Below are 26,996 nucleotides of genomic sequence, written 5' to 3' on the forward strand. Positions count from 1 at the left end.
CCAGGCTGAAGCTACCCACCGACGGGACCTGCCGAGATCATAGTCGCCGTGCGGGGTGTCGGCGCTGGTCACCCAACGGGAACCGTCGACGGGCGACGGCTGAATCGCCTGCGCGGCGGCCACTTCTGCTGGAACCGACGAAAGTTCCCGCCAACCTTCGAGAAGGTATGGAGTCGATCTCCGAAAGCTCGTAACATCTCCGTCACAACGACGTAACCGTCCACTAAGGCCGGAGACCCGCATGAGCTCCAACCGTCATCTCTGGGACCCCCTCCACGTCCGCGTGTTACGGCAGCTCCGCGACTTCGGCCCGCTGTCGCGCGCGCAGCTCGCCGACCGCCTCGAAGTCCCCCGCCCGCGCCTGCTCGGCGAACTGAACCGGCTGCTCGCGGCCGAGCAGATCACCGAGGCCGGCCCGGCCAAGTCCCGCGGCGGCCGCCGCTCGACCCTGGTGGAGCTCAACCCCCGCTTACGGTTCGCCGCGATCGACCTCGGCGCTACCTCCCTCGACATCGAGATCACCAACGGCCGCCTCGAAGCCGTCGCCGCCCACACCGAGGCCGCCGACCTGCGCCAAGGCCCCAAGACCGTGCTCGCCCGCATCGGCGAACTGCTCGCCAAGGCCAAGGCCGACGGCGTCTACGAGCACCTCGACGGGGTCGGGCTCGGCGTCCCGGGTCCGGTCAGCTTCCGCGACGGCGTCCCGGTCTCCCCGCCGATCATGCCCGGCTGGGACGGCTACCCCGTCCGCGAACTGCTCGCCCGCGAGCACGGCTGCCCCGCGGTGGTCGACAACGACGTCAACATCATGGCCCTCGGCGAACGGCACGCCGGCGTCGCCGACTCGGTCGACGACATGTTCTTCGTCAAGCTCGGCACCGGCATCGGCTGCGGCATCATCATCGGCGGCGACGTCTACCGCGGCATCGACGGCTGCGCCGGCGACATCGGCCACATCCAGGTCGTCGCGCACGGCCCGACCTGCCGCTGCGGCAACGTCGGCTGCCTGGAGGCCCTGTTCGGCGGGGCGGCGCTGGCGACGGCGGCGACCGCCGCGGCCCGCTCGGGCAACTCGCCCGCGCTCGCCGAGCGCCTCGCCGCGCAGGGCACGGTCACCGCGCGCGACGTCGCCGACGGCGCCGCCCACGGCGACACCGCCTGCGTCCAGCTGATCCGCGAGGGCGGACGCCTGGTCGGCACCGTCCTGGCCGGACTCGTCAGCTTCGCCAACCCCTCGATGATCGTGATCGGCGGCGGCATGGCCCAGCTCGGGCACAGCCTGCTCGCCGAGATCCGCAGCGTCGTCTACCGCCGATCCCTGCCCCTCGCCACCGGCAACCTGCCGGTCGTCCTGTCCGAACTCGGCCCGCGGGCCGGGGTCGCGGGCGCGGCCGTGCTGGCCAGTGAGATCACGTTCGAACAGTGGTCCTGACGGACACCCGTTCCGCCGACCGCTCGCAACCCAGAGATGAGGTCCCCTTCATGTCTCCATCATCCCGTTCGCGCTTAGCGACGGCCGTTTTCGTCGCGATCGCCGCGACGGCGCTCACCGGCACCGGCACGCCGGCACAGGCGCACGTGGTCATCGATCCCGCCGACTTCCAGCAGGTCGAGCTCGCCCGAGGCGTCGCCGAGATGGGCGAACCGATCTCGATGGCGGTGCTGCCCGACCGATCCGTCCTGCACACCTCCCGCGACGGCAAGCTCCGCCGCACCGACGCAGCCGGCACGACCACCACGATCGGCACGCTCCCCGTCTACACCCACGACGAGGAGGGCCTCCAGGGCGTCGGCGTCGACCCGGGCTTCGCCACCAACAGGGCCGTCTACCTCTTCTACGCCCCGCCGCTGTCCACACCGGCCGGCGACGCGCCCGCCACCGGCACCGACTGGTCGGCGTGGGAGGGCCACAACCGGCTGAGCCGCTTCACCCTCAACGCCGACTGGACCCTCAACACCGGCAGCGAGAAGATCGTGCTGACCGTCCCGACCAGCCGCGGCATGTGCTGCCACGTCGGCGGGGACATCGACTTCGACGCCGCCGGCAACCTGTACCTGACCACCGGCGACGACACCAACCCCTTCGACTCGGCCGGCTACGCGCCGATCGACGAGCGGACCGACCGCAACCCGGCATACGACGCGCAGCGTTCCTCCGCCAACAGCAACGACCTGCGCGGCAAGCTGCTGCGCATCAAGGTCAACGCCGACGGCACGTACTCCATCCCGGCGGGCAACCTCTTCGCACCGGGCACCGCGAGGACGCGGCCCGAGATCTACGCGATGGGTTTTCGCAACCCCTTCCGGATGAGCGTCGACAAGGCGACCGGCGCGGTCTACATCGGCGACTACGGGCCCGACGCCGGGTCGAGCGACGCCAACCGGGGACCGTCCGGGCAGGTCGAGTTCGACCGGGTGACCTCGCCGGGCAACTACGGCTGGCCCTACTGCACCGGCACCAACACCTCGGCGGAGGTCTACAACGAGTGGAACTTCGCGAGCAACAGCACCGGCCCGAAGTTCAACTGCGCGGGCGGTCCGGCCAACAACTCCTTCCGCAACACCGGCGTGGCCACCCTGCCCGCCGCCCGGCCGTCCTGGATCCGCTACGGCGGGGACGCGGGCTCGCCACCGGAGTTCGGCGGCGGATCGGAGTCGCCGATGGCCGGCCCGGTCTACCGCTTCAACGCCGCCTCCACCTCACCGGTGAAGTTCCCCGCGGACTTCGAGGGCCACTTCTTCGCCACCGAGTTCGGCCGCAAGTGGATCAGGCCGATCCACGTCGGCGCGGACGGCTCGGCAGGTGACATCGCGAGCTTCCCGTGGTCGGGAACGCAGATCATCGACAGCGCCTTCGGCCCCGACGGCGCGCTCTACGTGCTCGACTACGGCACCGGCTACTTCAGCGGCGACCAGAACTCGGCGCTCTACCGCATCGAGTACATCGCCGGCGCCGACCGTTCCCCGGTCGCCAAGGCGAGCGCCGACCGGACCTCGGGCCCGGCGCCGCTGGCGGTGACCTTCTCCTCGGCCGGCTCATCCGACCCCGAGGGCGGCGCGCTCACCTACGCCTGGACCTTCGGCGACGGCACCACCTCCACCGCGGCGAACCCGTCGAAGACCTACACCGCCAACGGCCAGTACAACGCGACCCTGACCGTTCGCGACCCGGCCGGGAACACCGGCAGCGCCAGCGTGCGCGTCACGGTCGGCAACACCGCGCCGACGGTCAAGGTGAACCTGCCCGCCAACGGAGCCCTGTTCTCCTTCGGCGACACCGTCCCGTACTCCATCACGGTGACCGATCCCGAGGACGCCACGATCGACTGCGCGCGGGTCAAGATGACCTACGTCCTCGGCCACGACCAGCACGGCCACCCGATCTCCTCGAAGAACGGCTGCACCGGCTCGATCACGGTGCCGGTCGACGGCGAGCACGACGACGCGGCCAACATCTTCGGCGTCTGGGACGCCGAGTACACCGACAACGGCGCAGGCGGCCAGCCCGCGCTGACCACCCACACGCAGAACGTCACCCAGACCCGGCACCGGCAGGCCGAGCACTACAGTGCCTCCTCCGGGGTCGGCAAGATGAGCAAACCGACCGCCGAGGGCGGCCAGACCGTCGGCGACATCAACAACGGCGACTGGATCTCGTTCACGCCGTACTCGCTGACCAACGGCACCCCGTTCACCGCGCGGGTGTCCTCGGCCGGCGTCGGCGGCACGCTGCAACTGCGGGCCGGTTCGACGACCGGAACCCTGATCGGTTCGGCGACCGTCCCGGTGACCGGCGGCTGGGACGTGTTCACCAACGTATCCGGCACGCTGGCGAACGTGCCGGCGGGCACCACCACCCTGTACCTGGTGTTCACCGGCGGGGCGGGCGCGCTGTACGACGTGGACGCGTTCACCTTCGGCGGCGGCTCCGGGACGGGCCCGATCAAGGGCCTGGCCGGCAAGTGCGCCGACGTCGCCGGCGCCGCGACCGGCGACGGGACGGCCGTCCAGCTCTACGACTGCAACGGCACCGGCGCGCAGCAGTGGACGGTGACCGGCCAGACGCTCAAGGCCCTCGGCAAGTGCATGGACGTCGCCGGCGGAGCGACCGCCAACGGCACCAAGGTGCAGTTGTGGACCTGCAACGGCAGCGGCGCGCAGAATTGGGTGGCGCAGGCCGACGGGACGCTCCGCAACCCGCAATCCGGCCGCTGCCTCGACGTGCCGGGCGGCAGCTCCGCCAACGGCACCCAACTCGCCATCTGGGACTGCACCGGCAACGCCAACCAGAAGTGGAGCATGCCGTGAGAATCCTGCTCAGCGCGGTGATCGCGGCGGCGACGGCGGCCGCCGTGCTCACCGCCGCGCCCATCGCTCCCGCCGTCGACCCCGCCGTCGACCCCGCCTACGACGTCCTCGTGTTCAGTAAGACGGCCGGCTTCCGGCACGACGCGATCCCGGCCGGCATCCAGGCCATTCGCGACCTGGGCGCCGCGAACAACTTCACCGTCACCGCCGGCGAGGACGCGGCCCAGTTCACGACCGCGAACCTCGCCCGCTTCGAGGCCGTCGTCTTCCTCAACACCACCGGCGACGTCCTCGACGCCACCCAGCAGACCGCGTTCGAGGGGTACATCCGCGCCGGCGGCGGCTACGTCGGCGTCCACGCGGCCGCCGACACCGAGTTCTCCTGGCCCTTCTACGGCGAACTGGTCGGCGCCTGGTTCGCCTCCCACCCGGCGATCCAGCAGGCGACCACGAAGGTCGAGGACCGGGCCCACCCGGCGACCGCGCACCTCGGGCCGACCCTGGTGCGCACCGACGAGTGGTACAACTACCAGACCAACGCGCGCGCCACCGCGCACGTACTGGCCACATTGGACGAGTCGTCCTACTCGGGCGGCTCCATGGGCGCCGACCACCCGCACGTGTGGTGCAAGGGCTACCAGGGCGGCCGCTCGTTCTACACCGGCGGCGGGCACACCCAGGCGTCCTACGCCGAACCGGCGTTCCGGCAGCTCCTGCTCGGCGGCCTGCGCTACGCCTCCGGCCGGGCGAAGGCGGACTGCCGCCCGGAGAACGGCTACACCGCGCTCTACAACGGCTCCACGGCCGGCTGGTCGCAGGCCGGGCCGGGCGGATTCACCAACACCGACGGCACGCTCACCGCGACCGGCGGGATGGGGATGCTCTGGTACAGCGCGAAAGAGCTGCGCTCGTACTCGCTGAAACTGGACTGGCGGCTGCCCGGCGACGACAACTCCGGTGTCTTCGTGGGCTTCCCGGCCTCCGGCGACCCCAACTCGGCGGTGAACAACGGCTACGAGATCCAGATCGACGCCACCGACAGCCCCGACCGGACCACCGGCTCCGTCTACGGCTTCAAGGCCGCCGACATCACCGCCCGCGACGCCGCCCTCAACCCGCCCGGCGAGTGGAACACCTTCGAGCTCCTGGTCGAAGGCGAGCGCCTGCAGGTGTTCCTCAACGGCGTGCGGATCAACGATTTCACCAACACCGATCCGGTGCGTTCGCTCCAGCAGGGGCACGTCGGCATCCAGAACCACGGGACGGGCGACGACGCGCAGTTCCGCAACATCCGGCTCAAGGAGCTCGGCGGTGGTGGCGGCGACGTCACCGTCCAGGCCGAGAACTGGTCGGCGGCCAGTGGTGTGCAGACCTACCCGCACGCTCCGGCGCACAACGGCACGGTGCTCGGTTACGTCGATCCGGGCGACTGGGCGGCGTACAACGGCGTCGGCCTGACCGGCGTGAACCGGCTGAGGCTGCGGGTCGGCTCGCCCGGTCCCACGTCCGGCGGCGGGGTGCAGGTCCGGGTCGGTTCGCCGACCGGGACGCTACTCGGCACCCTGACCGTGCCCAACACCGGCGGCTGGGAGTCCTATCAGGACGTCACGGCGAACCTGTCCGGTGTCCCGTCGGGTTCCCAGAACCTGTACCTCGTCTTCACCGGCGGCGGGTTCGACGTCGACGACCTGACGCTCGTGCGGGCCGCGCCGGGCGGCGGGGCCGGGCCGATCGTCGGCGACGGCGGCAAGTGCGTCGACGTCGACAACGCGGGCACCGCCGACGGAACGAAGATCCAGCTGTGGACCTGCAACGCTTCGAGCGCGCAGCGCTGGACCCTCACCGGCCAGGCCGTGGCGGCTCTCGGCAAGTGCCTCGACGTCGCCGGCGGTGCAACGGCCGAGGGTACGAAGGTGCAGCTGTGGACCTGCAACGGCACCGGCGCGCAGAGCTGGGCCGCGCAGGCCGACGGGACGATCCGCAACCCGCAGTCCGGGCGCTGCCTCAGCGCCGCGGGCGGGTCCACCGCCGACGGAACGCAACTGCAGATCTCGGCGTGCTCGGCCGCGGCCGGTCAGCGCTGGACCCTGCCTTAACCGCGAGGTCCCGTCCGCGGACGGGAAGAGGGCGCGGGACGGTCTTTCGTCCCGCGCCCGTCCCACGTCCTCAGTTGTTGCCGCCGCCCCCGCCGCAGCCGTTCGTGGTGCCCGTTCCGCCGGTCTCGACCCACTCGCCGGCCGACTCGTCCCACGCCCAGATCACGTAGCTGACCGGCTGGGGATATTGCACGCACGTGCCGCCGTCGTTCGGCCGGCCGGGGCAGTCGCCGGACGGCGGGCCGTCGCCGACGACGTGCCAGGTGTAGCCGCTGATGCCGTCCTCCCAGACCTGCACGGCGTCACCGGGCTGCCCAGGCTGCTCGGTGGGGTCGGGGACGACGACCGGCTTCCACGCGATCGACTGCCCGGCGGGCAGCGTCGCGATGTCGTTGCCGGCCGGGCACCGCGCCTCGGGCGGTTCGGGGGACGTCGTCGGCGGGGGAGTGGTGGGTTCGGTGGTCGGTTTCGTGCCCGCCGGGGCGGTCGCGCGTGGCGGTGCCGTCTCCGGGGGGCATCCGTCGGAGCCGAAGGCGGGGCCGCCGGCCAGGCCCACCAACGCCGGGACCGCGAGCAGTACGGCCATGCCGCACCTGGCCGCCAGTCCGGCATGACCGCTGCGCCCGCTGTTCGATCGCGAGCGGCGGGACAGGACGACGAGGGCGATGCCGCCGATCAGAAGCGCCGCTCCGACGGTCGCGATCAGGAGGTTGTCGCCGGTGCCGGTGAGCGGCAGGCAGGGTGATTCCGGGTCCATATTGGAGAGACTACTTTATGTGGTCAGGCGACTACTGAACGCTCGTCGGCGAGCACGGGCCTTTCGCGTCGATGGTCGCCTCGTCGCCGGTGGAGCGCAGCGCCGGGTCCCGGGGTCACGGCGGTTCCGCTCGTGAACGGCTGGGTCGCGGCGGCGTTATAGGTGTCGGCGTCGGCGCCGGTGATCGTGACGGTCACGTCCCCGGAGGCGTTGTCGCCGATCGTTAAGGGCCGAGGACCTCGCCGGCGAAGCCGCCGGCGGGCCCTTCGATGGTCGGTGTGGGGTCGGCGGGCGCGTCGAGGGGGCCCCTTCACGCCCGACGCGGTTCAGTTCCCCGCGCGGCTCATGGAGACGTAGTCGGTGAAGCCCGCGCGGCGCGCGAACCTCACCGGGCGCCGACGGTACTCGGTGAAGCCGAGCTTGGCGTAGAGCCCGAGGGCGGCGGCGTTGGTGTCCTTGATGTCGCGCAGCACGAACTCGTCGAAACCGGGGAGGGCCAGCAGGTGCCGCATGAGGGCGGTGGCCATGCCGCGGCCCCGCTGCCCGGGCGCGGTGGCGACGAAGCCGATCTCGGCGAGCCCCGGCCGGGCTTCGTCGGGGGCGCCCATGAACTGGCTGCGGATGACGAGATGGCTGATCAGGCCGTGGACGGGGCCGAGGTGCCGGCGCAGTTCGGACCGGCGGGGCGCGAAGCACTCCTGCGCTCCCGTGGTGAGGGTGGCGACCGCCGCGGGTTCACCGTCGGCGAGGGTGACGTGGAACCGGTCGAGGATGAGCATGTGCGCGAAGGCGTCGGCGAGCCGCCGGGGGTCGGACGAGAAGAACGCGAAGTCCTCGGCGAAACCCCCGACGAGCACTTCGGCGATGCGCCGGCGGTTGTCCTCGCCCAGCTCGTCGGCGCGCTTTACCTCGATCATCCGGTCGGTCCTTCCGTGAGCACTCTCAGCACGATGTCGATGTCGGGAACGGCGAGTTCGGCGCGCAGGGCCAGCCGCATCGACGTCAGGCCGCCGAGCGTGGCGAAGAAGCACGCGGTGAGCTGGGCCGGGTCGCCGCCGCCGAACTCGCCGGCCTCCTGGCCGCGCCGCACGAGGTTCTCGAAGGAGCGCCACATCGACCGCTGGGCGGTGAGCAGCCGCTCGACGGTGCCGGGCGGCGTGTCGGTGGTGGCGCCGTGGTTGAGGACGACGACGAACTCGGCGGCGCCGTCGTCGGCGAGCACGCCCGACAGGAAGCGGGCGGTGAACGCGCCGACCAGCTCCACCGGCCGGCCCGGCCCCGCGAGGTCGGCGGCGAGCGCGGTGAGGCCGGCGACGGCCTGGTCGAGCAGTTCGGCGTAGAGGGCCTCCTTGGAGGCGTAGTGCCGGTAGATGGACCCGGTGCTCAGGCCGGTCTCGTCGGCGATGTCGCGCATGGTCGAGGCGGCGAACCCGCGCCGGGCGAAGACGCGGACGGCGGCGGTGAGGATGGCGTCGCGGGTGGCCGCGCGCAGGGCGGCGTTCTGTTCGGGCGTGCGGACCACGGGCTCCTCCTCGGTCATGTAATGAACAGATGTTCATTCTAATCGGCGCTCGCGGGGACGACCGGGCGGGCCGGGAACACGCGCCCGGACGGGCCGTCTAGCTTTCTTGTTGATCACCCCACGAAAGGCTCGCCGTGCCGCTGCTGAAGACCGCCTCCGCCACCCTCTTCTTCGTCCTCGAACTGTGCACCTACGCCGCCGCGCTCTGGTGGTCCTTCACCGTCCCGCCCAACCTGCTCACCAAGGCGGCCGCGGCCCTCGGCTCGCTCGTGGTGCTCATCGGCGTGTGGTCCACCTTCGGCGCGCCGAAGGCCGCCCACCACCTGACGGGCGGGTGGCGGGCGGCCCTGCTCGTGCTCTGGTTCGGCTCGGGCGCGCTGGCGCTGGTCGGCGTCGGCCGCCCCGGCCTCGCGGTGGCCTTCGGCGCGCTCGCCGTCCTCGCCGGCGCCGCCGACCTGGCGTGGTCGGAGCCGAAGTGACCCGTCAGTCCCCGGCGACGAAGCGGTAGCCGAGGCCGGGTTCGGTGCGCAGGTGGCGCGGGTGCGTCGGATCCGGCTCCAGCTTGCGGCGCAGGTTGGCCATGTGGACGCGCAGGTAGTTCGTCTCCGTCTCGTACTTCGGCCCCCAGATCTCGGCGAGGAGCCGGCGCTGGCCGACGAGCTTCCCGGCGTTGCGCGCCAGGATCTCCAGCAGGTGCCACTCGGTCGGGGTGAGCCGGACGCGCCGGCCGCCGACCTCGACGGTCTTGGCGCTCAGGTCCAGCACGAAGGCCGCGGTCGTGATGACGGGGTGGTCGCCGGCGGGTCCGGCGCGGCGAAGTGCGGCGCGGACGCGGGCGAAGAGCTCGCCCATCCCGAAGGGCTTGGTGACGTAGTCGTCGGCGCCGGCGTCCAGGGCGTTGATCTTGGCGTCCTCGTCGTGGCGGGCGGACAGGACGATGATCGGCACACTCGACCTGCCGCGGATGCCCTCGACGACGGTGACGCCGTCGGCGTCGGGGAGCCCGAGGTCGACGATGACGAGGTCGTGGGGGAGCCCGGCGGCGCTGTCGAGCGCGGCGGCGGCGGTGTCGACGCAGGCGGTCTCGTAGCCGCGAGCGGTCAGCGCGATCCCCAGCGCGCGCAGCAGATGCCGGTCGTCGTCGACGACGAGGACGCGCGTCACGACGCAGCCGGGGGAAGCGTCACCGTCATGGTCAGGCCGCCGCCTGGGGTGTCGCCGGGTTCGAGGGTGCCGCCCATCGCCTCGGTGAAGCCGCGCGCGATGGCCAGCCCGAGCCCGAGCCCGCCGTCGGCGGTGCGGTCGCCGAGCCGCTGGAACGGCGCGAAGACGCGCTCCTTGTCCGCGTCGGGGACACCGGGACCGCTGTCGGAGATCCGCAGCAGCAGCCGCCCGCCGACCGCCTCGGCCGTGACCCGCACGGGCGGCCCGGCGCGGCAGGCGTTGTCGACGAGGTTGACGATCACGCGCTCGATCAGTCCCGGATCCGCCCACGCCAGCGGAAGGTCCTCGGGCACGTCGACGTCCACGTCGGACTCGTGGAGCAGGGCGGCGGCGACCATCTCGTCGAGCGCCACCGGTCTCGCCGACACCGACAGTGCGCCCGCCTGGAGACGGCTCATCGCCAGCAGGTTCTCGACCAGTGCGCTCATCCGGTCGGTGGACTCCTCGATGGTGCCCAGTAGCTCGTCGGCCTGCTCGCCGGTGATGGCCAGGTCCGGGTCGCGCAGGCTCGACACCGCCGCCTTCGACCCCGCCAGCGGCGTGCGCAGGTCATGACCGACGGCGGCGAGCAGCGCCGAACGCAGCCGGTCGATCTCGGCGAGCTCACGCGACTCGACGCCGTGCCGCGCGGCCGCGGCGCGCTGCCGGGCGGCGAGGTCGACGGCCACGGCGACCGTCACCGCCACGGTCACGTAGACCAGCAGCGTGATGGCGTTGTCGGGGCTGTCGACGGTGAAGGCGTGGAAAGGCAGCACGAAGAAGTAGTTGAGCAGGACGTCGGAGGCGAGCGCGGCGAAGATCGCCGGCCACACCCCGCCGACGGCCGCCACGGCCACGACGCACGCGAGGTAGACCAGCGTGACGCTGGCCAGCGCGATCGTGCCGCGCACGGCCACGAGCGCGGTCGTGGCGAGGGTCAGCCCGACCGCCGCCAGTGCCGCGCCGCCGACGATCCGCGCGCCGCCGAGCCCGCCCATCATGCCCATGACGGCACGCTATCCGGCCGGGCGGGACGTCACCCGCCTGCCGTGCCCGCATGCCGGCGGCCGGCGCTCGCCGTCCACTTCGCGAAGGGCTCCCGCACCTCCTCGGGCGCGTGGGCCAGGGCCGCGGGGTCGGGTTCGGCGGCGGTGACGCGCGGCAGGTGCACGATCGCGTCGAAGGCGTCCAGTGGCCGCGCGGGCGCGTAGAACGAGCTGATCCGCTGCTCGCTCGCCGCGCGGACGGTCGCGGTGTCGGTGGCCGGCAGGTCGCCGAGGCGCACGGCGAAGGGGCCGTCGTGGGTGGCGTCCATGAGCGCGTCGAGACTGCCGGCGCGCGGCGGCTCCAGGTCCTCGAAGAGGGTGCCGGTGTAGAAGCCGGGCCCGGTGTGCAGGCTCTGTCCCGTGCCGGTGGTCGTGCCGATGACGACGTAGTCCCCGCCGAGCCGTTCGGTCAGGTGCATGCCGGCCGTCGTCGACTCCGGGGCGCCCGGCACGGCGACGGGGGTCCGCTGGACGTGGCCGTTGTGCGCGGTCAGCACGACGCGGTCCTCGCGGCGCAGGACCCACTCGACGTTGTCGGCGATCGCGGCGTCGCGGATGCTCCCGTGGGAACCGCCGCCGGAGGTCATCTCGCGGATCATCGCGTCGAGGGCGGCGGCGAGCGCGAGCGATCTCACGGCCCGCTCGTGTTCTTCGCGGCTCGTGGCGGCGATGTACTCGAAGCGGCCGGCGGCCAGGCGCGCGCCCAGGTCCGCGAGGCCGGCGGTCAGTGCGTCCCTGGCCTCGACGGGCAGAGCCGTGTAGGAGCCGAGGGCCGCCATCGCGCTGAAGGCCGACGACGCCGAGCACGCGGCGGCCGCCTCCCGCAGGCGCGGGTCGAGAGCGCGGCCGGGTTCGGCGGCGGCCAGGTGCGCCAGCACGGCGTCGAGGGCCGGGAGCAGCGAGATGTTCGAACCGGACAGGTCGACACCGTGGAAGCCGACGGGGTGTTCGGCGCTCGCGTTGTGCTCGCGCATCCACTCCAGGTGCGCGCCCATCTCGGTCCACAGGCCCATCAGCGAGGTCATGCCCTCGGCCTGGACGCGGGCGGGCCCGTCCGGTCCGTCGCCGCGCACCCAGCGGTCGACGAGCCGGCCCTCGGTGAAGCCCGACTCGGTCGCGTAGGCGCTGAAGCCGTGCCGTGTCACGAGGTACCGCAGGAGGCGGTGGCGCAGGAGGTACTGCTCGCGGTTGTAGTGGGAGCTCTCGCCGACGGCGACGACACGCGCGTCGCCGATCAGGTCGTCGAGCCAGGCGAGGTCGTCGAGCGGGGCGGACGGGTCGAGCGTGGTCAGCGGCCGGACCGCTGCGCCGCTCAACCGCGCGGGGTGGGTGCTCATCGCGGGCCTCCGAATGTCCATTTCCAAGTTTGAAAACGGTACCACATGTGGGATCATCGGCCCGTGGAACTACTCGACCTGCTCCTGCACCCCGTCCGGCTGCGCATCGTCAACGCCATGTTCGGCGGACGGATCCGCACCACCACCGACCTCTGCCGGCGGCTGCCCGACGTCCCCAAGACCACCGTCTACCGGCACGTCGGCCTGCTCGCCGACGCCGGGATCCTCGAAGTCGCCGACGAGCGACGCGTGCACGGAGCCGTCGAGCGGCACTACCGGCTCAGCCGCGAGCGGGCGCGCATCGACGCCGAGGCCGCCGCCTCGATGACCCTCGACGACCACCGGCACGGCTTCGCCGCCGCCATGGCCGCCCTGCTCGCCGAGTTCAACGGCTACCTCGACCGCGAAGGCGCCGACCCGACCGCCGACATGGTGTCCTACCGGCAGTTCCCGATCTGGCTCGACGCCCAGGAGCAGGCCGAGGCGGTGGCGGCGCTGACTCCCCTCCTGCGCGGCCTCGCCGAGAAGAAGCCGCGCCCCGGGCGCCGGCAGCTGCTGCTGAGCACGATCCTGTTCCCGATGGGGGAGGTCGAGGAGGGGGAGTGAGCGGTCACGACACCGGTGCTCCGGTGTCCCGGGGGCGGATCACTCTCAGGCCCGCCGGACGAGACCGCGTGCGATCAACTCGGTCACCACGATCACCGCGACGGTCTCGGCGGCGAGGAGCCCGATCAGCACGAGCAGTTGCGTCGCGCCCGCCGCGATGGGGTCGCCGCCGCCCAGCAGGACACCGATGAAGGCGCCCGGCAGCGTCACCAGGCCGACCGTGCGGGTCTGGTCGAGCGCGGGGAAGAGGGCGTGCGAGACGGTCGGGCGGCAGACCTCGCGGATCGCGTCGGACTCGGCGAAACCGAGCGCCAGCAGGGCCTCGTACTCGCCGTGGCGGGTGCGCAGCTCGTCCATCGCGCGACGGCCGGCCAGGGAGGCGGCCGACATGGCTCCGCCGATGAGGATCCCGGCGACGGGTACGACGGCGACGGGCTCGGCGGGCACGGTTCCGGCGGCGAGAACCAGCCCCAGCACAGGCGCGACGCCGGCGACGATCGCCAGGCCCGCCCATGCGGTGCTGCGGTCGCGGCCGATACGGCGGGCCGTCGTGAACGCCGCGACCGCCACCATGAGGACGACGAACGCGAGGGTCGGCCCCCACGCCTTGAGGACCCACGTGATGACCAGGGACACCGCCGCGAGCTGCACGACGGCCCGCAGGCCCGCGATGACCAGGTCGCGCGACACGCGCAGGCGGGCCGCGCGGGCCGCGGCCGCCGCGCCGGCCAGCAGAACGGCGAGCACGACCCAGAACCCCGGGCCGATGACGATCGCGGCGTCCATGGAACTCCTCGGGCTCGGCTCGGTGGGGGAGTACACCGTAGCGGCCCGGCCGTACCTTCCCCGCGCCCTCCGGAGAGGGGTTTCGGCAGGTGATGGGCGGGTATGACCGGCTGACCGGACCCGACCGCACTCTGAGGGGGCGCGAACATGAACCAGCCTGCGCAGCAACAGGACCCGCCGGGAGTCACCGGGAAGATGACCCCGAAGCCCGAGGACGCCATGGAGGGCTACGAGGGCCGCGACCTGCTCAAGGACCGGCGCGCGCTGATCACCGGCGGCGACTCGGGCATCGGCCGGGCCGTCGCGGTCGCCTTCGCCAAAGAGGGCGCCGACGTGTCGATCGCCTACCTCGACGAGCACGAGGACGCCGAGCACACCGCCGGACTCGTCCGTGCGGAGGGCCGCCGCTGCGAGCTGATCCCCGGCGACCTCGCGAAGGCCGACGCGTGTGCCGAGGCGGTGCGAAAGACCGTCGACGCGCTCGGCGGGCTGGACATCCTCGTCAACAACGTCGCCACCCAGAACCCGGTCGACAAGCCCGAGGACCTCACCGAAGAGCAGTGGACGCGGGTCTTCGACGTCAACATCCACAGCTATTTCCGGGTGACCGCCGCGGCACTGCCGCACCTCGGCAAGGGCTCCACGATCATCAACACGGGATCGGTCAACGGCCTGCGCGGCAACAAGTCGCTCATCGACTACTCGGCCACCAAGGGCGCGGTGCACGTGTGGACCTACGCGATGGCGCAGGCGCTCGTCGAGCGCGGCATCCGCGTCAACTGCGTGGCGCCGGGGCCGGTCTGGACGCCGCTGATCCCGGCGACGATGCCCGAGGAGAAGGTCGCCAAGTTCGGCGACCAGGCGCCGTTCGGCCGCCCCGCGCAGCCCGACGAGATCGCGCCGACCTTCGTGTTCCTGGCCTCGGAGCGGATGTCGTCCTACATCACCGGTGAGGTCATCGCGCTTCTCGGCGGAGAGACGACCCCCGGCTGATCCCGGGACGGTTTGGGTCCCGTCCGGCCCGGGCATTCACAGGGCAGGAGGTACGTCATGGCCAACGAAGGCGAAAAACTCGAACACGAGGCCGAAGACCTCAAGGGCAAGGCCAAGGAAGGTCTCGGCAAGGTGTCCGGCGACGAAGAGACCGTCGGTGAGGGCCAGCGTGAGCAGGGCGAGGCCAAGCTCGACAAGGCCGGCGACAAGGTCTCCGACGCCGCCGACCGCGTCAAGGGCTTCGTCAAGGGCTCCGACGACAAGTCCTGACAGACTCTCCTTCCGCCGCTTCAGTCGTGAAGGAGCGGAACCGAACCGCGCCGTGGGGAACGGCGCGGTTCGGTTCCGCGTTCGCGTCAGGGCGGCGGCGCGAAGCGGGCCAGCGCCTCCTCGGCTCCCGCGGCCATCGCGCCGACGAGGTCGGCCGCCGACGGCAGGTCGTCGATGAGGTCGACGGCCTCCCCGGCCCAGACCGGCAGCGCCGGCAGTTCTCCTTCGGCGACGGACTCCCGGTACGCCCGCCGCGCTTCGGGATCGGCGGCCAGTTCGGCCTCGCGGCCGCGCCACCGGTCGAGGTAGGGGTGGCCGAGTGTGCGGGCGGAGTACTTCGCGGGCCAGGCCGAACCCCGGGCGATGTCCAGCACGCGGTTGCGTTCGGTCTCGGCACCCGTGCCCTCGACGATCCTCCGGCGCACCGACAGGTCGGCCAGCGACTCGGCCGTCGCCTGGAAGCGCGTGCCGACGAGCGCTCCCGCCGCGCCGAGCACCAGGGCCGCGGCGACTCCGCGGCCGTCGGCGATCCCACCGGCCGCGAGCACCGGAACCGGTGCGGCGAGGTCGGCCACGACCGGCACGAAGGGCAGCGTCGAGCGTCCGCGACCGGCGCCGTGCCCACCGCTTTCGGTGCCCTGGGCGACGATGACGTCGGCGCCGACGTCGACGGCCCGCCTCGCTTCTTCGATGTCGGTGGCCTGCACGATAAGGGCGACACCCGCGGCGCGGACGCGGTCGGCGTAGGGGGCCGGATCGCCGAAGGACAGCATCACGGCGCGCGGGCGGTGCTCCAGCGCGCGTTCGACGGCGGCGACGTCGGTCGCCCACGTGAGGAAGCCGATGCCCCAGGCGTCCTCGCCGTCGAGGAGCGGCAGCTGCCGCTCCAGCCACTCGCGGTCTCCGTCACCGGCGCCGAGCAGTCCGAGGCCTCCGCCCCGGCAGACGGCCGCCGCCAGTGCGCCGCCGGCCGACCCGCCCATCGGTGCCAGCGCGATCGGGTGCCGCACACCGAACATTTCCGTGAAGGCCGTGGACAGGGTCATGTCGACATCCTCGCGTGCAAGAGCGCGAGCGACGGCGGAGGGTGTGCCGGACCGCCGGCCCGGCACACCCTGGCCGGTCAGGCCCAGTTGGTCTCGTTGGTGACGTTGTAGCAGTCGGCGAAGCGGTAGCGGGCCGCGCCGGAGGTCCAGCGCAGGGCCGCGTCGGTACCGGTGGTGGCGTTGGCGGCGTTGCCGCTGTCACCCCGGTAGAAGTACGAGCCGTCGTAAACGATTCCACCGCGCTTGACCGCGGCACCCTCGTACTGGTGGTACCCGGTGAGCTGGCACTGCTGGTAGCGGACGCTGGGCATGCAGCCGCCGAAGCCCCACGGGTTCGCGCCGACGTAGCGGTGCAGGTTGTAGGCCTTGCTGGCGGAGTGCTGGGCGGATCCGTGGTCGTTGCAGTTGTCGAACAGCACCGAGCCGCCGCTCCACGCGCAGTCGATGATGCGGTGGTTGGGCGCCTTCGGCTCGAACTTCACGTCGCGGACCGTCAGCTGCATGGCGGCGTGGTTGTTGCTGTTGGCCGCCGGCATGCTGAACCAGGTGATCGGGCCCTCGGTGGCGCTGGCGGCGCTCCACGAGCCGTTCTGGACCCGGATGCTCCCGCCGCGCGGGAACACGAACACCGTGCCCTTCGTGAGGGTCAGGCAGCAGTCCTTGATCCAGTAGTTCAGGAACTGGTTCTGCTGGTTGTGGTCGCCCAGGCGCACGCCGCCGCAGCGGAAGAAGGCGTCACCGAACTGCGAGGAGACGGTCGTGAAGACGCGTTCGAGGACGAACTCGGAGTTCAGGTTGGCCGACGCGCCGCCGTCGAGGCCGAACACCCGCAGCCACGACCCGCCGAACTCGACGTCCTGGATGACCCAGCCCTGGTTGTAGCCGCCGCTGGTGTCGGAGACCAGGTAGGCGAACTCGTTCTTGATGTTCGTCGACGAGGCGGTGAAGCCGCGCATGTGGAAGAAGCGCAGACGGGGCTTCGACGCGGTGATGAACGGCACGGTGCCGGTGTCGTTCCAGTTGATGTTGGTGCTGCGGATGCCCATGCCCTCGATGGAGAGTCCTTCGAGGTAGGCGGTCGGGAAGTTCGCGTCGTAGGTCAGCAGCGGCTTGGTCAGCGAGTAGTTGCCCGGCGGCAGGATGAGCTTGGCGCGCAACGCGTTGCCGCTGCGGGAGGCGAGGACCCGCTGCATGGCGGCCTGGACGGCCGCGTCGTTGAAGCCCTCCGTCACCACCTCCCAGGTGTCGGCGAGGGTCTCGGCGGCGGCCGCGGGGGCCGGTGCGGCGGCGACGGTGGCGGCGGCACCGGCGCCGAGGGCGCCGAGCGCAAGGGAGCGGCGACTGAGCCGCCCCGTGCGGCGGGGTTCGTTCGTGGGCATGGGGTACCTCCGGATGGCATGAGGGGATCCCGCCGCCAGAGGCGCGGCGGGGGTGGGCCGCGGAGATCATGGCAGAGCCGGGCGAGGCGCGAAACCGGCCTATGCGAGGGAATGTGCGCTCCGGCGACGGGGTGTGCGGCACCGGTCGTACAGTGTCACCGTCCTGGTCGGACGGTGATCATCGGGACCGCGCTGTGCGAACGGGCTCAGAAAGTGCCGCATTCACTGAACCCCGCGGCTTCCTCGAGTCGTACTGGAGAGTGCCGCTCCGTCCGGAGCGGTCCACTCAGGACACTCGGCCGACCCGGCCGGGCGCTCCGGAAGCCGGGGAGTCGCTCGACGTGAGACGCAGAAGCATGAGACTGGCACTGGCGGGGACCGTGACCGCCGCCCTGGCCCTGGGACTCGCACCGGCACAGGCCGTCGCGGACCCGGCGGCCGACTCGCCCCTCGGCATCGTGACGCCGCTGAGGGACGGAGGGACGCATCTCGTCACACTCGTGACGGGCGACCGGGTGCGCGTCGGCCCGGACGGGCACCTGACCTTCCTCAAGGCCAAGGGGCGCGAGCACATCGGCCACAACGTCCGCACGATCGGCGGTGACAGGTACGTCGTCCCGGTCGACGCGGAGGCCGCCCTGAAGGACGGCCGACTGGATTCGCGGCTGTTCAACGTCTCCGCGCTGGTGCGCGACGGGTTCGCCGACACCGCCGGGCTTCCGCTGATCATCTCCGGCGGCGCGAGCACGATGAGCACCTTCGCCGCGGACGGCGTGGTCCTGGAGAGCATCGACGCGACCGCGTCCATAGTGGACCTTGACGGGCTCCCCGAGCTCTGGGCGGGTCTGACCGACGCGAAGGCGCGCGCCACCGGCGTGACGAGGCTGAGGCTCGACGGCCGCGCGAAGCCGGTGCTCGACCAGAGCGTTGCGCGGGTCGGCGCTCCCGAGGCATGGGCCGCCGGTTACGACGGCACCGGCGTCACCGCCGCGGTCCTCGACACCGGCTGGGATCCCACGCATCCCGACCTCGCGGGCCGCGTGAAGGACGCCGTGGACTTCAGCGGCACCTCGCCGGAAGCCGTCGACAACGTCGGCCACGGAACCCACGTCGCATCCACTGTGGCCGGTACCGGCGCCGCCTCCGACGGCCGGTACAAGGGTGTGGCGCCGGGCGCCGATCTCATCATCGGCAAGGTCTGCGGTGACCAGTGGTGCGAGGAGAGCGCCATGATCGCCGGCATGGAGTGGGCCGCGGCGAGCGGCGCGGACGTGGTGAACATGAGCCTCGGCGGCCCGCCGAGTGAGGACGACCTGGTGGTCGCCGCGCTGGAGACCCTCACGGACACCACCGGGACCCTCTTCGTCGTGGCCGCCGGAAACAACGGGGACCCCGGATCGGTGGACAGCCCCGGCGTGGCGCCCTCGGCGTTCACCGTCGGGAGCGTGACGAAGACCGACGAGCTCTCGGGCTTCTCCAGCCAGGGCCCCGCCTTCGACGGCTCGCTCAAGCCCGACATCGTCGCTCCGGGGACGGAGATCACCGCCGCCCAGGCCGCCGGAACACCTGGCGGTGACGGCGCCGCGTACGTCGCCTACAGCGGGACCTCGATGGCCACACCGCACGTGACCGGCGCGGTGGCCCTTCTCAAGCAGGCGCGTCCCGACTGGACCGCCGCCGAACTCAAGGCCGCCGTGATGAGCGGCGCCACGGGCCTCGACGCCCTCGATCCCTTCGAGGAGGGCGCCGGGCGGCTCGACGTCGGGCGGGCGGTCGCACAGGACGTCCGCGCCGCCGGTTCGCTGAGTTTCGGGCGCCACGCCTTCCCGCACGACCAGGAGACGGCCGTCCGCACCGTCACCTACACCAACGACGGCGACACCGACGTCACGCTGGACGTGAGCATCGCGGGCACCGGTCCGGACGGTTCGCCGGTGGACGCGTTCACCGTCAGCCCGGCCACCGTGACGGTTCCCGCGCACGGCACGTCGGCGGTGTCGGTCTCCTTCGACCCGGGACCGGGCCTGGCCGCCGGCGCCCACTCCGCCGAACTGGTCGCCACCATCGCCGACTTCGCGGCGGACATCCGCACCGCCACCTCGGTTCCGATCGACGTGCGCGCGGCCGGCGAGGTCCGCACCGACATCACCGGCGTCGACGGCGAGACGGCCGGACTGATGGAGGCGATCTCGGTCGTCGGGCGCACCGGCGAGCCGGGCTCGGGCGTGTCCTTCGGTGCGAGCTGGTGGTCGACGCTGCGGACGCTGCCGGGAGTCGCCGGCGTCGCGGCGGACCTCTACCTGGTGCAGAACTTCGAGAAGGACGGCGTCGCCTACCTCACCACGCACGTTCTGCGCGGGCTGCCCGGTACCGCCGAGGTGATCTTCCCCCTCGCCGGCCTGGCCCGGATCGACCACCAGGTCGAGGGCCACGGGACGGCCGGCGCCTCGGCGCAACTGGGGATGATCGGCCACTTCCCCGACCTGGGCTCCTCGGTCGGCGACGGGCCCACCGGCACGGTCGGCACGCCGATCCGGATCTACTACACGCCCGGGGCGTGGGAGTCGTACACCGGCCTTTATGACGAGTCCTACCGGAGCGAGAGCTTCACCCGCTTCTTCGAGACGAGACCGGGTGAGAAGCGGTCGATGCGCTGGAACCAGGCGCCGGCCAGTGCCGTGCTGGACCCCTTCGAGACCTCGGTGAGCCGATTCAACGGAGAGATGTGGCTCCAGCTCAATCCCTTCGGGGGCCCGGACCCGAAGACCGGTGTGCTGTCCTTCCTGCGCGACGACGCCCGGGTGACCCTCGACGTCAACGGTGAGCGGGTTCTCGACGCGCCGTTCCGGCAGGACCTCTTCCCCATTCCCGACAGAGCCACCGGTGAGTTCGTCTTGACCGTGGACGCCGTCCGGGACGTTTCGTGGACCACGATCGGCAAGCGGTCCACGGTGGAGCTCACGTTCACCGACGGCTTCGCCCCGGACGTCTGGAACGACGCCGACGTCAACCTGGTGCGCCTCAACGCCAGTGGCGTCACGGACGGCTACGCCCCGGCGAAGGTGCCCCAGGTCGTGTCGCTGTCGATCGAGCACCAGCTCGCCGAACAGGCCCCGACGGAGAAGCTGACCTTCGAGGTGTCCTACGACGAGGGCGAGACCTGGAAGCCGGTGCCGGTGACGCGCGCCGGCGAGACCGGGATCGCGACGCTGCGCCACCCGGCGGGGGCCCGGAGCGTCTCGACGCGGATGACCACTGTGGACGCCGAGGGCAACTCGTCCGAGCAGACCATGATCGGCGCATACGGGCTCAAGTAGGCCGCGACGGAGACGGCCCGCGCCACTCGGCGCGGGCCGTCTCTCGGTCTAGCCCAGGGCCTTGACGTCCTCGTCCGACAGCTCGATCGCGCCGGCCGCGACGTTCTCCGCCAGGTGCTTCGGCGAGCTCGTGCCGGGGATCAGCAGGATCGACGGCGAGCGGCGCAGCAGCCACGCCAGCGCGACCTGCGCGGGGGAGGCGCCGTGCCGTTCGGCGATGGCGGCGACCTTCGCGGTGGTCTCCTCGTCGAGCTTGCTGACGGGGAAGAACGGGACGAAGGCGATGCCCTCGGCCTCGCAGATGTCGATGATGGGGTCGCTGGTCTCGCGCCGGGCGAGGTTGTAGAGGTTCTGGACGGCGGCGATGGGCGCGAAGCGCCGGGCCTCCTCGAAGCGGTCCATCCGCACGTTGGAGATGCCGATGTGGCCGATGAGGCCCTCGTCCTTGAGCGCGAGCAGGCTTTCGAGGGGGCCGCGCAGGCTGTTGTCGGGGAGGGGGTTGACGCCGTCGACGCGGAGGTTCACCAGGTCGAGGCGCTGCCGGCCGAGCGACTCGAGGTTCCACTCGACGGCCGTGCGCAGGTTCTCGGGGCTCAGGCCCTCGCGCGGGTCGTCCTCGGCGCCGGTCATGATCGGCCCGACCTTGGTGACGATCACCAGGTTCTCGGGGTAGGGGTGCAGGGCCTCGCGGATGAGGTCGGTGGCGCGGAACCCGTCGTGGTTGTAGTAGAAGCTGGTGTCGATGTGGTCGACGCCGAGCGCGACGGCGTCGCGGAGGACCTGGTGGGCCGTCTCGCGGTCGGGGCGGGGGTCGCCTTCGGGCCAGCCCGTGAGCTTCATGGAGCCGTAACCGATGCGGGCGACGTCGAGTTCGCCACCGATGAGGAAGCGGCCGGCGGCCGAGGCTGGAGTCGTCATGGGCGAAACGCTATGCGAATCACCTGGTGGGACATGGTGGGCGACCCGGATGCGCGGCGAAAACGGCCGGGTTAATCTAAGGATATGAGGGTTGCTCGTCTCAGCCCTCGGTCAGCTTCAGCAAGGCCTTGACCGTGTTCCAGTTGCGGCTCGTCGCGCGCATCCCCTTGACCAGCCGGGGGCGGGCGAGCTCGACGCCCAGTTTCGACTTCCCCAGTCCCTCGGGCGCGTACAGGTACACCGCCTTCTCGCCGAGCCGGAAGTCCTCGGGCGCGAAGGCCCCGGCGTCGACGGCGCCGAAGGCATCGGCGGACGGCTCTTCCGACATGAAGGTCACGTGGAGCTGCTTGCCCTCCAGCTCGTCGGCGGGGAAGGGGCACTCCTCGACGACCCGGCGCAGGTACGGCCCGTCGATCACGAGGCAGTCGACGGTGAAGCCGAAGTGCCCGGCGAGCGCCTTCTCCACTTCCTCGGTGAGTTTCGCGGTGTCCTCCCCGGCGGCGGTGAAGACCGCGTTGCCGCTGTTGAGGTAGGTCCGCACGTCGCCGTATCCGAGGCCGCCGAGGACCTCGCGCAGTTCGGCCATGGGGACCTTCTTGTTGCCGCCCACGTTGATCCCGCGCAGGAGCGCCGCGTAAGTCGTCATGACACCACTCTCACACGTCGCCGGTGCCGTAGAGGCGCGCTTCGATGCCGGCCTTGACCGAGGGCCACTCGTCGGCGATGACCGAGAACATCGCCGAGTCGCGCATGCGGTCCTCCTCGCCGGGCGCGCGCGAGGGCGACCAGCTGCGCAGGACGCCCTCGAAGGTCGCGCCGAGGCGTTCGATCGCACGGCGGGAGCGCAGGTTGCGGGCGTCGGTCTTGAGGTCGACGCGGGTGACCCCGAGGACTTCGAAGGCGTGGGCGAACAGCAGCATCTTCGCCTCGGCGTTGATCTTGGTGCCCTGCGCCGAGGCGGCCAGCCAGGTCCAGCCGATCTCGATGGCGCGCAGATCGTCGCGGCCCGGCCAGGTCCGCGGGTCCCAGTAGCCGGTGCACCCGACGGCCACGCCGTCGGCGACCCGGACCTGCGCGAACGGCGTCAGGCCGGGGCGGGAGAACTGGTCGGCCAGGTAGTCGGCGACCTCGGCGCCGGAGGGCACGACGGTGAACCCGAAGGAGCCGCGGTCCTCGTCGACGACGCTCGCCAGGTCGGCGGTGTGGGCCGTCGACAGCGGCTCCAACCGCACGTGCTCGCCGTGCAGCACGGGGACGTCGATCGGGCGGCTCATGGTGTTCTCCTCACGGGCTTGAGGCCGTGATCATGGCATGCCGCCGTGATCGCGGAGGACCGGCGGGCCTCGGGTCCCGGATGCCGTACGCCCCAAGGCTCGCCTACAGTCGCGGCGGGCGGGAAGGAGCGGTCATGGACACCATCGGCCAGGCGATCGGCCTGTTCGCGGTCACCAACATCGACGACATCGTCCTCCTCGCGCTCTTCTTCGCCCGGGGCTCCGGCGTGCCGGGCTCGGCGGCGCGGATCGTGGCGGGGCAGTACGTCGGGTTCGCCGGGATCCTCGCCGTGGCGGTCGCCGCGGCCTTCGGCGCGACCTTCCTCCCCGAGGCCGCCGTCGGCTATCTCGGCCTGCTGCCGCTGGCGCTCGGCCTCAAGGCGGCCTGGACGGCGTGGAGGGAACGGACCGGCGGCGAGGGCGGCGATCCGGTCGTCAAGGCGCCGGGGCTGCTCGCGGTCGCGGGCGTCACCTTCGCCAACGGCGGCGACAACATCGGCGTCTACGTGCCGGTCTTCGCCAACGCGGGCACGGCCCGCATGGTCGTGTTCGCGGCGGTTTTCCTGGTGCTGGTCGCCGTGTGGTGCGCGGCGGGGCGCTTCCTGGCCACGCGGCCCGTCGTCGCCAGGGCTCTGAGCCGCTGGGGGCACGTGGTGCTGCCCGTCGCGCTCATCGGCATCGGTGCGGTGATCCTGGTCGACGGCGGCGCCTTCGGGTTCTGAGTCCGACGACGCTCAGCCGGCCGGGGAGTCGCCGAGCCGGGCGAACACCGCCGGCCACCACGACCCGGCGTCGGCGAAGGCGCCCGGGTCGAGGGCCTCCAGCGTCCGGCGCAGCCCGGCGTGGTCGCCGCCGTCGGTGCGGGCGAAGAGGCCGAAGTGGTAGAGGAAGTCGAGGAAGCGCGCGAAGCCGGTGTTGACGGCCTCCAGTGACGCGGCGTCGACGTCGATCACCGAGACGGCGCCCGAGACGGTGTCGAGGACGAACCACGTCTCCGGCGAGCGGGGCACCGCGCCGACGATCACGAAACGCAGCGGCCGGTCCCCGGCGATCTGGACGTCGACCCGGTCGTAGAGCCCGAGCTCGCCGTCCACACGGGACGTGAACACCGCCGGCACGTCGACGGGGATGAAGTCGATCGCGGGGTAAGAGGAAGACGGCGCCGAGAAGCCCTTCATCCAGGCCGCGCGCGGATAGGGCACGGTGTTCCCACGGCCCCAGGCCGCGCCGTACTCGGCGGCGGTGGGCATCGTCGGCTCCTTAGGTCGGGTCGGCGCCGATGTGCGCGCTGCGGAGCCTCGGCCGAGGTCGAGGCCCGGGTACTCGGATCCTAATCGCCGATCATGCGCACGGCACCCCGCCGATCACGCCGCGGTCTTGTCGTCCTTCGACAGCGGCCGCGACGACAGCAGGTGGTTCGCCCACCGAGTGTTCGGGGCCGTGTCGACCAGCAGTGCCTTGGCCAGCAGGGTCAGCGGGACCGCGAGGATCGCGCCGAGCCCGCCGATCACCCACGACCAGAACACCAGGGCCAGGAAGGTCAGGGTCACCGAGAGGCCGACGCTGTTGCCGGTGATCTTCGGCTGGATCAGCGACTGGAGCACGAAGTTGAGACCGCAGTAGACCGCGATGACCCACAGCATCGTGCTCACACCGCTGTCGAGGAGCCCGAGCAGCGCCGGCGGGATGAGACCGAGGATGAACCCCACGTTGGGGACGTAGTTGGTGATGAACGACAGCAGCGCCCACAGCAGCGGCAGCGGGACCGCCAGCGCCCACAGCGCCACCCCGTCGAGGATCGCGACGGCCAGGCCGAACACCGTCGTGACGACGAGGTACTTGCGGGTGCCGCCGGCGAAACGGCGCAGCGCCGACACCAGCGCCGGACGCTGCGCCGCGATCCGTTCGAGACGGGTCGGGTAGCCGGCGGCGTCGAGGCCCATGAACAGCAGCAGCGCGAGGATGAACAGCAGGTTCGACAGCAGGGACAGCGCCGAACCCGCCAGCGAGGTCAGCAGGCCGACGAGGCGGCTTGGGTCGAACTGGGAGAGCGCCGAGCGCACCTGCGCGCTGTCGACGCCGTGCTTCGCCAGCCACCCGGTGACCTCGGAGATCATCGCCGTGGCCTCGGCGGCGTAGTGCGGAACGAGTCCGGACAGCTGCCCGATGGAGACCAGCAGAATCCCCGCGAAGGCGAGCAGCAACCCGTAGACGACCAGCAGCAGCACCAGTGAGCCGAGCCATCGCGGCCAGCCGTGCCGGACCAGGAAGGACTGCACCGGACTCAGCGCGACGACCAGCACGAGTGCCAGCGCCACCGGCGCGACGAGCCCCGCGGCGGCCTTGAGACCGGCGATGATCACCACCAGCGCGGCGGCGGCGACCAGACCGCGGTCGACGCGGCCGGTGGGGGTAGGTGCGATGCCCGGCATGAGTCCACTATGCCCGGTTTCGGGGGATGGGCGGGGCGAACGGGCTCCTACGCCCCCGGGAGCAGTCCCGAGCCCGCTGCGCCCGGCGCGGTAGGCCGAGGATCCGCCTCCAGCACGGCGCGGCGGGCCCTTCGGGAAACCAGACTCGACCAGGAGAGCAACCCCAAGTGCCAGGAGCGACCGTGACCCCACTATCCCGACGCACCGTCCTGCGCAGCGCCGCCATCGCCGGCGGCGCGGCCCTCGGCGTTTCCACCGCGCGGCCCGCCGTCGCCGCCGACACGGCGGCGATCGCCTTCATCGGCGCCACCGTCGTCGACGGCACCGGCGCCCTGCCGAAGACCGACCAGACCCTCGTGGTGCGCGGCGACCGCATCGTCGCGCTCGGCCCGCGTGAGCGGACACCGGTGCCGCGAGGAGCGCGGATCGTCGAGGTCGCGGGCAAGTACGTCATCCCCGGCCTCTTCGACAGCCACGCGCACAGCGGCGAGTGGGCCGACATCTCGCCCCGCCTCAACATCGCCAACGGCGTCACCACCGTCCGCGAGCTCTTCGGCATGCCGCACCTGCACGAATGGCGCGGCCGGGTCGATGCCGGCACCATGCTCGGGCCGCGGTCGGTGATCGCCTCCCGCATCATCGACGGCCCGGCGACCACCGGCGGCCCCGAATTCCTCACCGTGGTCACCACCGACGCCGAAGCCCGCGCGGCCGTCCGCAAGGCCAGGAAGTCCGGCGCCGACTTCGTCAAGGTCTACTCCGGACTTCCCCTCGACCTCTACGACGCCGTCGCCGACGAGTCGCGCCGCATCGGCATCCGCTTCGCGGGACACTGCCCGGACGCCGTCCCGCTCGCCCACGCCGCCGCAGCGGGGCAGCGCAGCGTCGAGCACCTGTACTCCACCTCCTACTCGGCATCGACCAGGGAGGACGAGATCCGCCGCCTCATCGCCGAGGGCGGCGGCGAGCGGGGCGACCTCCTCGGCTGGATCACCCGCATCCACCGCCTGGAGTGGATGGCCGCCGGCAGCCACAGTCCGCGCAAGGCCGCGCGCCTCTTCGCGACCCTCGTGCGCAGGGGCGTCCGCATGGTCCCGACCCTCGTGGTCAACCGCGTCATGGACCGGCCCGGCGAGGTCGACACCGCCGATCCCCGCCTGAAGTACCTCCCCGCCGCTGTCACCGGCTACTGGGCGCAGGCCTTCCAGTCCTTCTTCGTCGACTCGCGCACACCCGCCGAACAGGCCGAATGGCACGCACTGCTGGACTTTCGCCTTGAGTTCACCGGCGCGATGTCCCGCGCGGGCGTCCCGATCCTGGTGGGCACCGACGGCGGCGACGTCCCCTACGTCTTCCCGGGTTTCGGCGTCCACGACGAGCTCGCCAACCTCGTCGAGGCCGGCCTCAGCCCGATGCGCGCTCTCCAGGCCGCCACCGTCGAACCCGCCCGCTTCCTCGGGCTCGACCGGCTGCTCGGGACCGTCGAGCAGGGCAAGGCCGCCGACCTCGTCGTCCTCGACGCCGATCCGCTCGCTGACATCGCCAACACGCGGCGGATCCACGCCGTCGTGACGCGCGGACGGCTCATCACGGCCGGCGAGCGGACGCTGATCCTCGCCGACGTCGAGCGCGCCGCCGCCGCGGTCGACCGGGCCGTGCCGGTGAAGGGCGGGTGCTGCTTCCGTGGTGCCCGAAAGGGCTGAAAA

General features: G+C 72.0%; 24 protein-coding genes. 10 read left to right on the forward strand and 14 right to left on the reverse strand.

The genetic code is table 11. The features are described 5' to 3' along the window. The first annotated feature begins 241 nt into the window (after window positions 1-241). The 3 genes from AB0I28_RS30570 to AB0I28_RS30580 are packed head-to-tail and all read left to right on the forward strand — an operon-like array spanning window position 242 to window position 6,404. Window positions 242-1,432 carry an ROK family transcriptional regulator gene (locus tag AB0I28_RS30570; RefSeq protein ID WP_357499153.1) on the forward strand — a complete coding sequence of 397 codons (1,191 nt, stop codon included), beginning with the start codon at window positions 242-244 and terminating at the stop codon, window positions 1,430-1,432. Between the two features lie 50 nt (window positions 1,433-1,482). After that, entirely contained in the window at window positions 1,483-4,308 is a 2,826-nt protein-coding gene (locus AB0I28_RS30575; RefSeq protein WP_357499154.1) for a PQQ-dependent sugar dehydrogenase, read from the forward strand. After that, window positions 4,305-6,404, forward strand: a complete 2,100-nt coding sequence (locus AB0I28_RS30580; RefSeq protein WP_357499155.1) for a ThuA domain-containing protein — start codon at window positions 4,305-4,307, stop codon at window positions 6,402-6,404. The genes AB0I28_RS30575 and AB0I28_RS30580 overlap by 4 nt, the downstream gene beginning before the upstream one ends. A gap of 70 nt (window positions 6,405-6,474) precedes the next feature. On the opposite strand, the gene AB0I28_RS30585 is transcribed toward AB0I28_RS30580, so the two are convergent. From AB0I28_RS30585 to AB0I28_RS30595, 3 genes are all read right to left on the reverse strand, one after another. Beyond that, a complete protein-coding gene (locus AB0I28_RS30585) occupies window positions 6,475-7,161 on the reverse strand; it encodes an LPXTG cell wall anchor domain-containing protein (RefSeq protein WP_357499156.1) in 687 nt (228 codons plus the stop codon). A gap of 326 nt (window positions 7,162-7,487) precedes the next feature. Then, entirely contained in the window at window positions 7,488-8,078 is a 591-nt protein-coding gene (locus AB0I28_RS30590; RefSeq protein WP_357499157.1) for a GNAT family N-acetyltransferase, read from the reverse strand. Beyond that, window positions 8,075-8,701: a TetR/AcrR family transcriptional regulator gene (locus AB0I28_RS30595; protein ID WP_357499158.1), complete on the reverse strand. Its 627-nt coding sequence runs from the start codon at window positions 8,699-8,701 to the stop codon at window positions 8,075-8,077. The genes AB0I28_RS30590 and AB0I28_RS30595 overlap by 4 nt, the downstream gene beginning before the upstream one ends. Before the next feature lie 116 nt (window positions 8,702-8,817). Between AB0I28_RS30595 and AB0I28_RS30600 the strand changes: the two genes are divergently transcribed. Then, a complete protein-coding gene (locus AB0I28_RS30600; RefSeq protein ID WP_357499159.1) occupies window positions 8,818-9,162 on the forward strand; it encodes a YrdB family protein in 345 nt (114 codons plus the stop codon). Window positions 9,163-9,166: 4 nt separating this feature from the next. On the opposite strand, the gene AB0I28_RS30605 is transcribed toward AB0I28_RS30600, so the two are convergent. Genes AB0I28_RS30605 through AB0I28_RS30615 form a run of 3 tightly spaced genes read right to left on the reverse strand, consistent with a single transcriptional unit; the run spans window position 9,167 to window position 12,269 of the window. Next, complete coding sequence (locus AB0I28_RS30605) at window positions 9,167-9,847, reverse strand: response regulator (protein ID WP_357499160.1); 681 nt, start codon at window positions 9,845-9,847, stop codon at window positions 9,167-9,169. Beyond that, window positions 9,844-10,893, reverse strand: a complete 1,050-nt coding sequence (locus AB0I28_RS30610; protein ID WP_357499161.1) for an ATP-binding protein — start codon at window positions 10,891-10,893, stop codon at window positions 9,844-9,846. The genes AB0I28_RS30605 and AB0I28_RS30610 overlap by 4 nt, the downstream gene beginning before the upstream one ends. Before the next feature lie 29 nt (window positions 10,894-10,922). Continuing rightward, window positions 10,923-12,269, reverse strand: coding sequence for an erythromycin esterase family protein (locus tag AB0I28_RS30615; RefSeq protein WP_357499162.1), 1,347 nt, complete (start codon window positions 12,267-12,269; stop codon window positions 10,923-10,925). Window positions 12,270-12,332: 63 nt separating this feature from the next. On the opposite strand from AB0I28_RS30615, the gene AB0I28_RS30620 reads away from it, so the two are divergent. Further along, window positions 12,333-12,875 carry a helix-turn-helix domain-containing protein gene (locus tag AB0I28_RS30620; RefSeq protein WP_357499163.1) on the forward strand — a complete coding sequence of 181 codons (543 nt, stop codon included), beginning with the start codon at window positions 12,333-12,335 and terminating at the stop codon, window positions 12,873-12,875. A gap of 45 nt (window positions 12,876-12,920) precedes the next feature. Here the strand turns inward: AB0I28_RS30620 and AB0I28_RS30625 are convergent, their stop codons facing one another. Further along, on the reverse strand, window positions 12,921-13,661 hold the full coding sequence (locus AB0I28_RS30625; RefSeq protein WP_357499164.1) for an ABC transporter permease: 741 nt from the start codon (window positions 13,659-13,661) through the stop codon (window positions 12,921-12,923). Between the two features lie 147 nt (window positions 13,662-13,808). Between AB0I28_RS30625 and AB0I28_RS30630 the strand changes: the two genes are divergently transcribed. Both AB0I28_RS30630 and AB0I28_RS30635 read left to right on the forward strand, forming a co-directional pair. Next, entirely contained in the window at window positions 13,809-14,654 is an 846-nt protein-coding gene (locus AB0I28_RS30630; RefSeq protein ID WP_357499165.1) for an SDR family oxidoreductase, read from the forward strand. A gap of 57 nt (window positions 14,655-14,711) precedes the next feature. Then, window positions 14,712-14,924, forward strand: coding sequence for a CsbD family protein (locus AB0I28_RS30635; RefSeq protein ID WP_357499166.1), 213 nt, complete (start codon window positions 14,712-14,714; stop codon window positions 14,922-14,924). A gap of 86 nt (window positions 14,925-15,010) precedes the next feature. Here the strand turns inward: AB0I28_RS30635 and AB0I28_RS30640 are convergent, their stop codons facing one another. Together AB0I28_RS30640 and AB0I28_RS30645 are read right to left on the reverse strand one after the other, a co-directional pair. Next, on the reverse strand, window positions 15,011-15,970 hold the full coding sequence (locus AB0I28_RS30640) for a nitronate monooxygenase (protein ID WP_357499167.1): 960 nt from the start codon (window positions 15,968-15,970) through the stop codon (window positions 15,011-15,013). Window positions 15,971-16,047: 77 nt separating this feature from the next. After that, a complete protein-coding gene (locus AB0I28_RS30645) occupies window positions 16,048-17,349 on the reverse strand; it encodes a hypothetical protein (RefSeq protein WP_357499168.1) in 1,302 nt (433 codons plus the stop codon). Window positions 17,350-17,705: 356 nt separating this feature from the next. On the opposite strand from AB0I28_RS30645, the gene AB0I28_RS30650 reads away from it, so the two are divergent. After that, window positions 17,706-20,666, forward strand: coding sequence for a S8 family serine peptidase (locus tag AB0I28_RS30650; RefSeq protein ID WP_357499169.1), 2,961 nt, complete (start codon window positions 17,706-17,708; stop codon window positions 20,664-20,666). A 48-nt stretch (window positions 20,667-20,714) separates the two neighbouring features. Here AB0I28_RS30650 and AB0I28_RS30655 read toward each other — a convergent pair whose 3' ends face one another. From AB0I28_RS30655 to AB0I28_RS30665, 3 genes are all read right to left on the reverse strand, one after another. After that, window positions 20,715-21,584 carry an oxidoreductase gene (locus AB0I28_RS30655; RefSeq protein ID WP_357499170.1) on the reverse strand — a complete coding sequence of 290 codons (870 nt, stop codon included), beginning with the start codon at window positions 21,582-21,584 and terminating at the stop codon, window positions 20,715-20,717. Between the two features lie 100 nt (window positions 21,585-21,684). Then, window positions 21,685-22,230 carry a DUF1697 domain-containing protein gene (locus tag AB0I28_RS30660; RefSeq protein ID WP_357499171.1) on the reverse strand — a complete coding sequence of 182 codons (546 nt, stop codon included), beginning with the start codon at window positions 22,228-22,230 and terminating at the stop codon, window positions 21,685-21,687. Between the two features lie 10 nt (window positions 22,231-22,240). Beyond that, the gene (locus tag AB0I28_RS30665; RefSeq protein WP_357499172.1) at window positions 22,241-22,858 is read right to left on the reverse strand and encodes a GNAT family protein; all 618 of its coding nucleotides are present in this window, start codon (window positions 22,856-22,858) and stop codon (window positions 22,241-22,243) included. Window positions 22,859-22,992: 134 nt separating this feature from the next. On the opposite strand from AB0I28_RS30665, the gene AB0I28_RS30670 reads away from it, so the two are divergent. Next, on the forward strand, window positions 22,993-23,580 hold the full coding sequence (locus tag AB0I28_RS30670; protein WP_357499173.1) for a cadmium resistance transporter: 588 nt from the start codon (window positions 22,993-22,995) through the stop codon (window positions 23,578-23,580). A 12-nt stretch (window positions 23,581-23,592) separates the two neighbouring features. On the opposite strand, the gene AB0I28_RS30675 is transcribed toward AB0I28_RS30670, so the two are convergent. Together AB0I28_RS30675 and AB0I28_RS30680 are read right to left on the reverse strand one after the other, a co-directional pair. Continuing rightward, window positions 23,593-24,108, reverse strand: a complete 516-nt coding sequence (locus AB0I28_RS30675; RefSeq protein WP_357499174.1) for an SUKH-4 family immunity protein — start codon at window positions 24,106-24,108, stop codon at window positions 23,593-23,595. 114 nt (window positions 24,109-24,222) lie between these two features. Next, window positions 24,223-25,290 (reverse strand): AI-2E family transporter, encoded by a 1,068-nt coding sequence (locus AB0I28_RS30680; protein ID WP_357499175.1) that lies wholly within the window; start codon window positions 25,288-25,290, stop codon window positions 24,223-24,225. 182 nt (window positions 25,291-25,472) lie between these two features. On the opposite strand from AB0I28_RS30680, the gene AB0I28_RS30685 reads away from it, so the two are divergent. Continuing rightward, a complete protein-coding gene (locus AB0I28_RS30685) occupies window positions 25,473-26,993 on the forward strand; it encodes an amidohydrolase family protein (RefSeq protein ID WP_357499176.1) in 1,521 nt (506 codons plus the stop codon). Window positions 26,994-26,996 lie beyond the last annotated feature (3 nt).

Origin of the sequence: Phytomonospora sp. NPDC050363, assembly GCF_040655735.1 — a bacterium.
In the GTDB taxonomy this organism is placed as follows: Bacteria; Actinomycetota; Actinomycetes; order Mycobacteriales; family Micromonosporaceae; genus Phytomonospora.